We start from the raw sequence: 11,674 nt of genomic DNA on the forward strand, positions 1-11,674 counted from the left end.
GTCGCTCGTCAGATATGAAGTGAGCTGCGATTCCGATTCGGTCAAGGCTTCTCGCATATCGTTCGAACGGTTCTATTGCGCGATTACTTGTGCTGACTTCTAGCTCGTGCGCGCATACGTCATTCTGGACGGAATGTGCGGGTCGACCGAACCTAGAGGATCAGCGATTGGCGCTGCTGGTGAGGTTGGCCAAAGAGCTGGTTAAGGGCTTGGGCACGTTTGAGGACGAGGTGGGCGTCGTGTTCCCAGGTGATGGCGATGCCGCCGTGAAGCTGGGCCGTCTCGGCAGCGACGGCCAGGGCGGCTTCGCTGCAGTATGAGGACGCGGCGGCGGCCATTCGGTCGAAGTCGGGGGAGCCGTGGACGTGGGCCTGGACGGCGGCCCAGGCGCCGGCGCGGGACATCTGGGTGCGGACGAGCATGTCGGCCATGCGGTGCTTGAGCGCTTGGAACGAGCCGATCGGCCGGCCGAACTGCTCGCGCTGCTTCGTGTAGTCGACGGTCATGTCGAGGCCACGCTGAGCGCAGCCGACTTGGAGGGCAGTGACTGCGAGGGCGCCGACACGATGGGTCGCGTTGAGGAGCTCGGTGGCGTCGAGGGTGATCGGCTCTGCTGGCACGGCGTCGAGCTCGATGCTGGCGAACCCGAAAGTCGGGTCGAGGCCACCGATGCGCATACGGCTGAGGCCGGATTCGCTGGGATCGACGCAGAAGAGACCGACACCGTCGCCGTGCTTTGCGACGACGAGCAGGATCTCGGCGGTGTCGCCGTTGAGGACGGGGGAGACGGTTCCGGTCAGCGTGCCGTCTTGGAAGGTGACGTCGACGGGTGCATCAGCTGGGCCGGTGATGCCGGACCACGCGAGCGTCGCGACGACGCCGCTGGCGATTCGTTCAAGCAGGGCACCTTCGGAGAGGGCTGCGCTGCTGATGACTGAGGCAAGCAGGGGAGACGGGGTGAGGGCGCGACCGAGCTCTTCGAGAACGACGTAGGTCTCGGCGAGGGTGAAGCCGGCTCCGCCGTGCTCCTCCGGAATCGCCAGTGCTGCGGCGCCGACCTGGTCGCAGAGCGTCGCCCAGAGCTCGCGATCGAAACCGTCGGACGAGCTCATGGCGGTGCGGACGGCTTGGCTGTCGGAACGGCGATCGAGCAGGCTGCGCACGGACGAGGCCAGCTCGGTGTGCTCCCGCGTGGGGACGAGGTTGGTCATGAGCGGGAGGCCAAGAGGTCGTTGATGAGCCAGGCGCGGTGGGAGGCCGGGGAGCCCCAGGCCGACTGCAGCGCGCGGATGCGCAGGAGCCACCGGCTGAGGTCGTACTCGTCGGTGTAGCCGATCGCCCCGTGCACCTGCAGCCCGACGCGGGCCGCGAGGTTGGCGGCGTCGGCGGACTGGATCTTGGCTGCCGCCACGGAGCGCCGAGTCACGCCAAGCGCCGCGCCGTAGACGAGCGGGCGGGCGAAGTCGAGCGCGATGCGTACGTCGGCGAGCTGGTGCTTGATCGCCTGGTAGGACCCGATGGGCCGGCCGAACTGGGTGCGCTGCTTCACGTACGCCACTGAGTCGGCCAGCACCCGCTCGCCTGCACCCAGCAGCTCGGCGGCGCCGGCGAGGGTGGCGAGGTCATGCGCCGCGTCGAGGTTCGGCGAGTCGACAGGCTCGCCCGCCGTGACCTCGAACAGGTGCCGTGAGGGGTCAACCGAGGCAACCCGCTCACCGACTGTCGCCTGGTGCAGCTGGCCGTCGGCGACCGTATAGACAGCGTCCGCGATGTCGGCGTCGAGGGCGTAGGGCATGGCAACTGTCGCCCGCGACTCGGACAGGTCGGTGTCAGGCAGCGCGAGAGGGAGGAAAGCCGCGGACTCGATCCACGGTCCGGGTGCGACGTGCCGGCCGATGGCCTCGAACGCGAGGCATACCTCGACGGGCGAGGCCTCGGCCGCCAGCGAGGTCACGCCGAGATCGGCCAACCGGGCCCAGAGCTTGAGCCCGGGTTCGTGGTCGCCGGCGGCCCACGCCCGGTTCGCCGCCACGGTGTCGGCGCGCGACAGCAGGTCGTCGAGCGACCGGGCGAACCCGGTCTGCTCGTCGGTCAGCGTGAATTTCATCCCCGCACCTCCTTCGGGAGGCCGAGGATGCGCTCGGCGATGATGTTGCGCTGGATCTCGTTGGTGCCGGCATAGATCGGCCCGGACAGCGAGAACAGGTAGCCGTCGGTCCAGCTCGACGCCACCTCGGCCTCAGGCCCCAGCACGTCGAGCGCGGTCTCGTGCAGCGCCACGTCGAGCTCGCTCCACCACACCTTGTTGACCGAGCCGGCCGCGCCGATGTCGCCGCCGTCGGCGATCCGGGTGACCGTGCCCCAGGTGAACAGCCGGTACGCCTCGGCACGGAGCCAGGCTTCAACGACGCCGGAGGACAGGGCCGGGTCGGCGCTGTCGGCGTACAGATCCAACAACCGGTCGGCGGCGGCGCAGAACCGACCCGGCGACCGCAACGACAACCCGCGCTCGTTGCCCGCCGTGCTCATCGCGACCCGCCAGCCGTCGCCGGGATCGCCCAGCACGTCGGCGTCCGGCACGAACACGTCGTCGAAGAACAGCTCGGCGAAGCCGGCCTTGCCGTCGAGCTGCGCGATCGGGCGCACGGTCACGCCGTCGGCGTCGAGCGGGAAGCAGAAGTACGTCAGCCCGCGATGCCGCTCGGCGGACGGGTCGGAGCGGAACAGCCCGAAGCCTTGGTGTGCGTACGCCGCTCGGGACGACCAGGTCTTCTGCCCGTTGAGCAGCCAGCCGCCGTCGGTCCGGGTCGCGGTCGACCGCAGCGACGCGAGGTCGGACCCGGCCTCGGGCTCGGACCACGCCTGCGCCCAGATGGTCTCGCCCGTCGCCATGCTCGGCAGCCAGCGCTGCTGCTGGTCGGGAGTGCCGTGGTCGAAGATGATCGGCGCGAGCAGGAAGATGCCGTTCTGCGAGACGCGGCCGGGGGCACCGGCGCGGTAGTACTCCTCCTCGAAGATGACCCACTCGACCAGCGAGGCACCGCGGCCGCCGAACTCCTCGGGCCACGACACGACCGACCAACGCGCGTCGGCGAGCCGACGCTCCCACTCCTGGTGCGCGGCGAACCCGTCGGCGGTGTCCATCGACGGCAGCGCCTCGGCCGGTACGTTCGCGGCCAGCCACGCGCGGGCCTCGGCGCGGAAGGCCAGCTCGTCGGGGGAGAAGTCGAGATTCACTCCGGACTCTGTTCCCCAGCTGAGTTGTCCCGAGCCTTGGCCGCCATCGACTTGGCGTCGAGCCCGCCAAGGGAGTCGTCCGAGGTCTCGGCGTTGTGCGCGTGCGCGAAGTGGTGCAGCCCGAACACCGAGTCCATGCCGGCGCGCATGCCCTGAAGGTCCTCGGCCTGGTTGACCGCCTTCTTGGTCAGCGCGAGACCGAACCGCGGCATCTGGGCGATCCGGCCGGCCAATGCCGTCACGGTGCTCTCGAGCTCGTCGACCGGGACGACCTGGTTGACCATGCCGAGCGCAAGGGCGCGATCGGCGGTGAACCGGTCACCGGAGTAGAGGAACTCCTTGGCCGCGCGGGGGTTCATGACCCACGGGTGCGCGAAGTACTCGACGCCCGGGATGCCCATGCGGACGACCGGGTCGGAGAAGAACGCGTCGTCGGAAGCGATGATGAAGTCGCACGCCCAGGCGAGCATCAGCCCGCCGGCGATGCACGCGCCGTGCACCTGCGCGATGACCGGCTTGGGCACCTCGCGCCAGCGGCGGCACATGCCGAGATAGACCTCCGACTCACGGGCGAAGCGCTGGTCGCCGCCCTCCTTGTCGGTGTGGTCCCACCAGATGACGGCCTTGCGCTCGAAGGTCTGGTCGACGTCACGCCCGGGCGTCCCGATGTCGTGCCCGGCGCAGAAGTGCTTGCCGTTGCCGGCCAGCACGATGACCTTGACCGCGTCGTCGTCGGTGGCGCGCTGGAACGCGGCATCCAGGGCGTACGTCATCTGGGAGTTCTGCGCGTTGCGGTACTCCGGCCGGTTGAGCGTGATGCGCGCGACCTGGTCGACGACCTCGTACGTCACTACGTCCTGCTCGGTCACGATGTGCTCCTCAGCTCGGTCTTCAGGACCTTTCCGGACAGGTTCCGCGGGAGGCTGTCGACGAAGACCACCTCGCGCGGCACCTTGAAGTTGGCCAGCCGCTCACGGGCGAACGCGATCACGGCATCGGCGTCGGGCCCACCGTCACGGCGTACGACGAACGCCTTCCCGACCTCGCCGAGGCGCTCGTCGGGGATGCCGATCACGGCCACGTCGACGACGCCGTCGAGGCGTACGAGCGCCTGCTCGACCTCGGCGGGATAGACGTTGAAGCCGCCGCAGATGTACATGTCCTTGAGCCGGTCGGTGATGCGCAGGTAGCCGCGGTCGTCGAGCACTCCGACGTCTCCGGTGTGCAGCCAGCCGTCGGCGTCGATCGCCTCGTCGGTGGCGGCCGGGTCGTCGAGATAGCCGAGCATGACCTGCGAGCCGCGCAGCAGCAGCTCGCCCTCCTGCCCCGCGGGCAGGTGCTCGCCGGTCTCCGGGTCGGCGATCGCGGTCTCCATGCCGTCGATCGCGCGGCCGCACGTGGTGGCGACGGTCTCGTCGCTGTCACCCCGCCGGCACATCGTGGCGACGACGCACTCGGTCATGCCGAACGCCGTGATGACCAGGTCGAAGCTCAGCTCGGTCTGCAGCCGCTCGACGAGGGCGACCGGCACGTTCGCGGCGCCGGTGTTGGCGAACCGCAGCGACGAGGTGTCGGTCGTCGCGAAGGCTGGCGACTCGAGCAGGCCGAGGAAGATCGCGGGCGCTCCGGGCACCATCGTGATGCGCTCCGCCTCGATCAGCGCGAGTGCAGCATCGGCGTCGAACGTCGCCATCGGGTGCAGCGTGCAGCCGTGCATCAGCCCGACCAGCACACCGACCTTGTAGCCGTACGAGTGGAAGAACGGGCTGATCACGAGGTAGCGGTCGGCGCTGCTCACCTCGCCGACGGCGCTCCAGGCCGCAGCCGCGGCGACGGTCTGCCGGTGTGCGCTCAGCACACCCTTGGGTCGGCCGCTCGTGCCGGAGGTGAAGAGGATGTCGGCGATGTCGTCGGGGGTGACGGCGTCGGCCAGCGCCTCGACCGTCGCCAGGTCCAGCTCGTCGGCGACGGCCGCGAGGATGCCGATGTCGGCGAGGTCGAGGATCGGCGCGGAGGTCGTGAGGGCGCGGAGGTCGTCGATCTGCGTACGCCCGAGGAACCCGTCGGCGACGATCACGAGTGCGGCGCCCGTGCGGTCGACAATGTCGGCGACCTCGTGGGCGGTGTAGCGCGAGTTGGCCGGCACGAGGGTGCCGCCGGCGTACGTCACCGCCAGTGCCGCGACGATCCATTCGATGCTGTTGGGCGCCCACAGGACGACCCGGCCACCCCGCATCCCGCGCTTGTGGAAGGCCGCGGCGGTGCGGCGCACCTGGTCGTGCAGCTCGGCGTACGAGACTGTCTGCCCGTCCATCGAGCACGCGGCGGCATCGCCGAACTCCGTGGCGGCGCGGCGGACGAGCCCCGGGACGGTGTCGCTCATAGGCTCCTCCTTCCGCCTCGATGTCGGTCGAACCTGTTCGACCCAAGCAAGTGCTTGGTAGGGTACCTCATATGAACCCGGACGACGATGCCTTCCGCGAGCAGGTGCGCGCCTGGCTCGCCGAGCATCTCGTCGGGGAGTGGGCCGAGCTCAGCAAGGCCACCGGCACCGGGACGTACGAGCAGCTGCGCGCCTGGAACCGCCTCCTCGCCGAGCACGGCTGGACGTGCCTCGGCTGGCCCGAGGAGCACGGTGGCCGCGGGCTGTCGCTGACCCAGCAGGCGATCTTCCACGAGGAGTACGCCCGCGCCGGCGCACCCGAGACCGTCAACCACCTCGGCGAGCAGCTGCTCGGGCCGACGCTGATCGAGTTCGGCACCGACGAGCAGAAGGCACGCTTCCTGCCCCTGATCCGTGCGGTCGACGAGCTGTGGTGCCAGGGCTACTCCGAGCCCGGCGCCGGCTCCGACCTCGCCGCGGTCAGCACCAAGGCGGTGCTCGACGAGGCGACGGACGAGTGGGTCGTCGACGGGCAGAAGGTGTGGACGTCGTGGGCGCACGAGGCCGACTGGATCTTCGTGATCGCCCGCACCGAGCCGGGTTCTGTGCGCCACAAGGGGCTCTCGTTCCTGCTCGTGCCGCTCGACCAGGACGGCGTCGAGATCCGACCGATCGAGCAGATCACGGGCGACTCGGAGTTCAACGAGGTCTTCTTCTCCGGCGCCCGGACGGCTGCGTCGATGGTCCTCGGCGAGCCCGGTGACGGGTGGCGGGTGGCCATGGCGCTGCTCGGCTTCGAGCGCGGCGTCTCGGTGCTCGGCCAGCAGGTCGGGTTCGAGCGCGAGCTCAACGACCTGATCGACCTCGCGCGCAGCAACGGCGCTCTCGACGACCCGGTCCTGCGCGACCGCCTCGCCGCCCAGAGTGCGGAGTTCGAGGTCATGCGGGTCAACGCGATCCGCTCGCTGACCGAGGCGACACCGGGCGCCGACAACGTCGCCAAGCTCGTCTGGGCCGGCTGGCACCGGCGGCTCGGTGAGCTGGCGATGGAGGTCTGCGGCGCGGGCGCCCTGACCGTCGGCGACTCGTACGCCATCGACCGGTGGCAGCGGCTCTTCCTCTTCTCTCGCGCGGACACGCTCTACGGCGGCAGCGACGAGATCCAGCGCAACATCCTCGCCGAGCGCGTGCTCGGCCTGCCCAAGGAGCCCCGCGGATGACCACCATGCGACCCGAGCAGCCGACCCCCGACTACGTGCCGGGGCACGGCCTGCTGACCGACAAGGTCGTGGTGGTGACCGCCGCCGCTGGTGCCGGCATCGGGGCCGCCGTCGCGCGCCGCGCGCTGGAGGAGGCGGCGGGCGTCGTCATCATCAGCGACACGCACGAGCGACGCCTCAACGAGTTCCGTGACGCGCTCGCTGCGGAGTTCGGTGAGGCGCGGGTCCGCGCCCTCGCGGTCGACGTGACCGACGAGGCGCAGGTGCAGGCCCTCCTCGACCTCGCCGACGAGCACGGTGGCGTCGACGTGATGATCAACAACGCCGGCCTCGGCGGCACGGCCGACGTGCTCGAGATGACCGACGACGAGTGGTCGCGCGTCCTCGACATCACCCTGACCGGTACGTTCCGCTGCGTCCGCGCCGCGGGCAACCGCATGCGTACGTCCGGCAAGCGCGGCGTCATCATCAACAACGCCTCGGTCATCGGCTGGCGCGCGCAGGAGGGACAGGCCCACTACGCCGCCGCCAAGGCCGGCGTCATGGCGCTGACCCGGTGCTCTGCACTCGATGTTGCGCCGTACGGTATCCGGGTGAATGCGGTCGCGCCCTCGCTGGCCATGCACCCGTTCCTGGCCAAGGTCACCAGCGACGAGCTGCTGGCCGAGCTCAAGCAGCGCGAGGCGTTCGGCCGCGCGGCCGAACCCTGGGAGGTCGCCAACGTGATGGTGTTCCTGGCGTCGGACTACTCGTCCTACCTGACCGGTGAGGTCATCTCCGTCTCGAGCCAGCACGCATGACCGAGACCCAGACCCGGCGCGAGGAGCTGCTGCAGATCGCAGCCGAGCTGTTCGCGACCAAGGGGTTCAAGAACACGACGGTCCGCGACATCGCCGACGCGGCCGGCATCCTCAGCGGCTCGCTCTATCACCACTTCGACTCCAAGGAGTCGATGGTCGACGAGATCCTGTCGACGTTCCAGGAAGAGCTGTTCGGTGCGTACGCCGGGATCCTCGCCGGCAGCGACGATCCGCGCGCCAAGCTCGAGGCGGCCGTGCGGGTGTCGTTCGAGGCCATCGACCACCACCGCAACGAGGTGGCGATCTTCCAGAACGAGGCGGACTACCTCGGCACGTTCGACCGGTTCGCCTACCTCGCCGAGCGCAATCAGCAGTCGCGCGACGTGTGGCTGACGCTGCTCGGCGAGGGCGTCCGGTCCGGCGCGCTGCGCAAGGACCTCGACATCGAGCTCGTCTACCGGTTCATCCGCGACACCGTGTGGGTCGCGGTGCGGTGGTACCGCCCCGGCGCCAAGCTCAGCCACCACGACGTGGCCGACCAGTACCTCACCATCCTCCTCGACGGGATCACCTCATGAGCCAGACCGCCTACATCGTCGATGCCGTACGTACGCCGGTCGGTCGCCGCGGCGGCTCCCTCGCCGGGATGCACTCGGCCGACCTCGGCGGTCACGTGCTCAGCGCCCTCATGGAGCGCACCGGCGTTGATCCCGGCGCCGTGGACGACGTCATCATGGGCTGCTGCGACACGGTCGGCTCACAGGCCGGCGACGTCGCGCGCACGGCGTGGCTCGTCGCGGGGCTGCCCGACCACGTGCCTGGTGTGACGATCGACCGGCAGTGCGGCTCGTCGCAGCAGGCGGTGCACTTCGCCGCGCAGGGCGTCATGTCCGGCACGCAGGACCTCGTGGTCGCCGGCGGGCTGCAGAACATGAGCGCCATCCCCATCTCCGCCGCGATGCTGGTGGCCGACCAGTACGGCTTCACGACGCCGTTCGCGGAGTCGCCCGGCTGGCTCGCGCGCTACGGCGACCAGGAGGTCAGCCAGTTCAAGTCCGCCGAGATGATCGCCGAGAAGTGGGCGATCAGTCGCGGGCAGATGGAGGAGTTCGCGCTGGCCTCGCACACCCGTGCGCGTACGGCGATCGCCGAGGGACGGTTCGACGGCGAGATCGCCCCAGTCGGCGAGTTCACCACCGACGAGTGCCCCCGCGAGACGTCGCTGGAGAAGATGGCCGGCCTCGAGCCGCTGGCACCCGGCGGTCGGATCACCGCTGCCGTCGCGTCGCAGATCAGCGACGCCGCGAGCGCGATGCTGATCGCGTCGGAGCAGGCGGTCAAGGACCACCAGCTCACCCCGCGAGCGCGCGTGCAGCACCTGTCCGTGCGCGCCGACGACCCGATCTGGATGCTGACCGGTCCGATCGGCGCGACCCGCCACGCCCTGGTCAAGGCCGGCATGACGGTCGACGACATCGACCTGTTCGAGTGCAACGAGGCCTTCGCGTCGGTCGTGCTGGCCTGGATGCAGGAGCTCGACGTGCCGCACGACAAGGTCAACGTCAACGGCGGAGGCATCGCCCTCGGTCACCCGATCGGCGCGACCGGCACGCGGCTGATGACGACGCTGCTGGGCGAGCTCGAGCGCACCGAGGGCCGCTTCGGCCTGCAGGTCATGTGCGAGGGTGGCGGCCAGGCCAACGTCACCATCATCGAGAGGCTCTGACATGGCAGTGTCCGGCAGCACCGAGTTCGACGTCGACGCCACCCCCGAGCAGGTCCTCGACGCAGTCGCCGCCATCAAGGACCTGCCCAAGCGCTCCAGCGCGCACAAGTCGGCCGAGGTCGAGTCGCGCCACGCGGACGGCCGACCCAAGCGCGTACGAGCCAAGGTCTCAGCTGCCGGATTCACCGACGAGGAGGTCACCGACTACACCTGGGACGAGCCTCACTCGGTGACCTGGACGCTCGCGGAGAGCTCGGTGCAGTCCAAGCAGGTCGCGACCTACACGCTGACGCCAACCGCCTCCGGCACGCACATCACGCTCGACCTCGAGATCGGCGTCAAGGTGCCGATGCCGGGCTTCGTGCTCAAGCGGGTCCTCAAGAGCGCACTCGACACCGGCAGCAAGGACTTCAAGAAGTACGTCGAAGGTCGCTAGGCCTCTCGGTCCGAGCGTCAGGCGGACTGCTTGGCCCAGGTCTCGTACGAGATCGAGCCGAGCTCGGCATCGGGTCCGGGCACCAGGCTGTCGTCGGCGAGCTCGGTCCCGAAGTACGTGGCGTGGTCGTCGACGACCAGCTCTCGGGTGTCGCCGGACATGGCGAGCGCAGCCGGGATGAACTGGTCCATCCGGACCTTCTCGGGTCCACCGATCTCCTTGACCCCGTTGAGCGGCGAACCCACCGCGACGCGTCCGACGGCGGAAGCGACGTCGTCAGAGGCGATCGGCTGGTAGTGCACCGGCGCGAGGTGGAGCCGGCCGTCGATCGTGGACGCATCGGCGATCGCCTTCGTGAACTCGAAGAACTGCGTCGCGTGCACGATCGAGTACGGGACGCCCGACTGCTCGATTAGGTCCTCCTGCGCCGCCTTCGCACGAAGGTAGCCGCTGTCGGGCAGTGTCCCGGTGCCGACAACGGAGAGCGCCACGTGATGCTTGACGCCCGCCTCCTTCGCGGCCTCGAGGATGTTGCTGGTGGAGGTGGTGAAGAAGCGCATGACGTCGTCATCCGCGAATGACGGCGAGTTCGACACGTCGACCACGACGTCCGCACCGGCCAGCGCGGCGGGCAGCCCCGCTCCGGTGAGGGTGTCGACTCCGGTCTGGGGCGCGGCAGGCACCGCGTCGTGACCGTGAGCGTTGAGCTTCTCGATGAGCTTGGATCCGATGAGTCCGGTTCCGCCGATGACGACGATCTTCATGGGTTGCGCCTTTCTGGGCTGTGGGTCAGGAGGCGTCAGAGCCTCTGCTCTACTGACCAGCCAGCCCCTGCATGTGTGACAACCGCCGAAAGTCCGTGATCGGGGAAGGTCAGGGTGTGACGTGGCTGAGCTTGTCGGGAGCCATCACCCACAGCAGCTGGTCGATGCCGGACCGCGAGGTGCTGATGCTGAGCAGCGCCAACGCCTCGTCGCCACGAGTGACGAGCACGGACGCATGACCGTTGGTCTCGAGCCACGTGAGGGTGGTGTCGGTCCACCAGCTCGCCCACCCGGCGACGAACCGCGCGACGTCGTCTCGGCCGATGACCGGACGGCGCGCTGCCCGCGGCGCGATACCCGCGCCGTCGGAGGTGCTGACGACATCGCCGGCGAGCACCTGCTCTAGCTGCTTCACGTCGCCGTTTCGGGCAGCGGCGACAAACGCTTCGAGCAGGGCTCGGTGCTCGGCCGGGTCGACCGGCTCTTTGCGGTTGGACTGCACATGCTTCTTGGCCCGGCTGAAGAGCTGCCGGGCATTCGCAGGCGTGGTCGCCAGAATCCCGGCGATCTCTTCGTGCGAGTAGCCGAACGCCTCACGCAGCACGTACGCGGCGCGATGCTCCGGCGAGAGCTTTTCCAGGAGCATCAGGACTGCGGCGTCGAGTGCCTCTGCTGTCTCCGCGCCGAGGCTCGGGTCGGCGCTGGTGTCGACGGGCTCGGGCAGCCACGAGCCGACATACTGCTCACGCCGAACACGTGCGGATGAAGCGGAGTTGAGGGCCAGTCGGGCGGTGATCGTTGTCAGGAAGGCAGCAGGATTTCGCACGTTCGAGCGATCGGTCTGCTGCCACCGCAGCCAAGCTTCTTGAACGATGTCCTCGGCCTCTGCGACGCTGCCCAGCATCCGGTAGGCGATGCCGAACAGGCGGGAACGCGACTCGTTGAACGTGCCGACTGCGGACTCGATGTCGGCGCCAGACGGGTCCTCGACCGCATTGGACGCCATCGTCTGCTCCTTCGAACCGAGGACCGCAGCCTCTCCACGGGGCACGTCTAGGCGCGGCTTTCGTATCATCGCACGCTGCGAACTCGCCGCGGTTGGCGTCGA

General features: G+C 69.3%; 12 protein-coding genes. 5 read left to right on the forward strand and 7 right to left on the reverse strand.

The features are described from left to right. Positions 1–152: 152 nt before the first annotated feature. Genes AB0N22_RS13655 through AB0N22_RS13675 form a run of 5 tightly spaced genes read right to left on the reverse strand, consistent with a single transcriptional unit; the run spans position 153 to position 5,620 of the window. A complete protein-coding gene (locus AB0N22_RS13655; RefSeq protein WP_364641061.1) occupies positions 153–1,211 on the reverse strand; it encodes an acyl-CoA dehydrogenase family protein in 1,059 nt (352 codons plus the stop codon). Further along, a complete protein-coding gene (locus AB0N22_RS13660; protein ID WP_364641064.1) occupies positions 1,208–2,107 on the reverse strand; it encodes an acyl-CoA dehydrogenase family protein in 900 nt (299 codons plus the stop codon). Before AB0N22_RS13660 ends, AB0N22_RS13655 begins: the two co-directional genes overlap by 4 nt. Continuing rightward, a complete protein-coding gene (locus AB0N22_RS13665; protein WP_364641067.1) occupies positions 2,104–3,237 on the reverse strand; it encodes an acyl-CoA dehydrogenase family protein in 1,134 nt (377 codons plus the stop codon). The genes AB0N22_RS13660 and AB0N22_RS13665 overlap by 4 nt, the downstream gene beginning before the upstream one ends. Further along, on the reverse strand, positions 3,234–4,106 hold the full coding sequence (locus AB0N22_RS13670) for an enoyl-CoA hydratase (RefSeq protein WP_364641070.1): 873 nt from the start codon (positions 4,104–4,106) through the stop codon (positions 3,234–3,236). The genes AB0N22_RS13665 and AB0N22_RS13670 overlap by 4 nt, the downstream gene beginning before the upstream one ends. After that, the gene (locus AB0N22_RS13675; RefSeq protein ID WP_364641073.1) at positions 4,103–5,620 is read right to left on the reverse strand and encodes an AMP-binding protein; all 1,518 of its coding nucleotides are present in this window, start codon (positions 5,618–5,620) and stop codon (positions 4,103–4,105) included. Before AB0N22_RS13675 ends, AB0N22_RS13670 begins: the two co-directional genes overlap by 4 nt. A gap of 71 nt (positions 5,621–5,691) precedes the next feature. On the opposite strand from AB0N22_RS13675, the gene AB0N22_RS13680 reads away from it, so the two are divergent. Genes AB0N22_RS13680 through AB0N22_RS13700 form a run of 5 tightly spaced genes read left to right on the forward strand, consistent with a single transcriptional unit; the run spans position 5,692 to position 9,802 of the window. After that, a complete protein-coding gene (locus tag AB0N22_RS13680; RefSeq protein ID WP_364641076.1) occupies positions 5,692–6,840 on the forward strand; it encodes an acyl-CoA dehydrogenase family protein in 1,149 nt (382 codons plus the stop codon). Further along, positions 6,837–7,640, forward strand: coding sequence for an SDR family oxidoreductase (locus tag AB0N22_RS13685; protein ID WP_364641079.1), 804 nt, complete (start codon positions 6,837–6,839; stop codon positions 7,638–7,640). Before AB0N22_RS13680 ends, AB0N22_RS13685 begins: the two co-directional genes overlap by 4 nt. Beyond that, on the forward strand, positions 7,637–8,218 hold the full coding sequence (locus AB0N22_RS13690; RefSeq protein WP_364641081.1) for a TetR/AcrR family transcriptional regulator: 582 nt from the start codon (positions 7,637–7,639) through the stop codon (positions 8,216–8,218). Before AB0N22_RS13685 ends, AB0N22_RS13690 begins: the two co-directional genes overlap by 4 nt. Beyond that, on the forward strand, positions 8,215–9,366 hold the full coding sequence (locus AB0N22_RS13695; RefSeq protein WP_364641084.1) for an acetyl-CoA C-acetyltransferase: 1,152 nt from the start codon (positions 8,215–8,217) through the stop codon (positions 9,364–9,366). Before AB0N22_RS13690 ends, AB0N22_RS13695 begins: the two co-directional genes overlap by 4 nt. Position 9,367: 1 nt before the next feature. Continuing rightward, the gene (locus tag AB0N22_RS13700) at positions 9,368–9,802 is read left to right on the forward strand and encodes an SRPBCC family protein (protein WP_364641087.1); all 435 of its coding nucleotides are present in this window, start codon (positions 9,368–9,370) and stop codon (positions 9,800–9,802) included. 17 nt (positions 9,803–9,819) lie between these two features. Here the strand turns inward: AB0N22_RS13700 and AB0N22_RS13705 are convergent, their stop codons facing one another. Together AB0N22_RS13705 and AB0N22_RS13710 are read right to left on the reverse strand one after the other, a co-directional pair. After that, positions 9,820–10,566: an SDR family oxidoreductase gene (locus tag AB0N22_RS13705; RefSeq protein WP_364641090.1), complete on the reverse strand. Its 747-nt coding sequence runs from the start codon at positions 10,564–10,566 to the stop codon at positions 9,820–9,822. Between the two features lie 109 nt (positions 10,567–10,675). Further along, a complete protein-coding gene (locus tag AB0N22_RS13710; protein WP_364641092.1) occupies positions 10,676–11,572 on the reverse strand; it encodes an RNA polymerase sigma-70 factor in 897 nt (298 codons plus the stop codon). Between the last annotated feature and the right edge of the window lie 102 nt (positions 11,573–11,674).

Origin of the sequence: Aeromicrobium sp. NPDC092404 (genome assembly GCF_040684095.1) — a bacterium.
Lineage (GTDB): Bacteria > Actinomycetota > Actinomycetes > Propionibacteriales > Nocardioidaceae > Aeromicrobium.

What these genes read in the sequence shown, in the direction of transcription:
- AB0N22_RS13655 (WP_364641061.1), bottom strand. Translation starts at nt 1,211, where the DNA reads ATGACCAACCTCGTCCCCACGCGGGAGCACACCGAGCTGGCCTCGTCC.
- AB0N22_RS13660 (WP_364641064.1), bottom strand. Translation starts at nt 2,107, where the DNA reads ATGAAATTCACGCTGACCGACGAGCAGACCGGGTTCGCCCGGTCGCTC.
- AB0N22_RS13675 (WP_364641073.1), bottom strand. Translation starts at nt 5,620, where the DNA reads ATGAGCGACACCGTCCCGGGGCTCGTCCGCCGCGCCGCCACGGAGTTC.
- AB0N22_RS13680 (WP_364641076.1), top strand. Translation starts at nt 5,692, where the DNA reads ATGAACCCGGACGACGATGCCTTCCGCGAGCAGGTGCGCGCCTGGCTC.
- AB0N22_RS13685 (WP_364641079.1), top strand. Translation starts at nt 6,837, where the DNA reads ATGACCACCATGCGACCCGAGCAGCCGACCCCCGACTACGTGCCGGGG.
- AB0N22_RS13690 (WP_364641081.1), top strand. Translation starts at nt 7,637, where the DNA reads ATGACCGAGACCCAGACCCGGCGCGAGGAGCTGCTGCAGATCGCAGCC.
- AB0N22_RS13695 (WP_364641084.1), top strand. Translation starts at nt 8,215, where the DNA reads ATGAGCCAGACCGCCTACATCGTCGATGCCGTACGTACGCCGGTCGGT.
- AB0N22_RS13700 (WP_364641087.1), top strand. Translation starts at nt 9,368, where the DNA reads ATGGCAGTGTCCGGCAGCACCGAGTTCGACGTCGACGCCACCCCCGAG.
- AB0N22_RS13705 (WP_364641090.1), bottom strand. Translation starts at nt 10,566, where the DNA reads ATGAAGATCGTCGTCATCGGCGGAACCGGACTCATCGGATCCAAGCTC.
- AB0N22_RS13710 (WP_364641092.1), bottom strand. Translation starts at nt 11,572, where the DNA reads ATGGCGTCCAATGCGGTCGAGGACCCGTCTGGCGCCGACATCGAGTCC.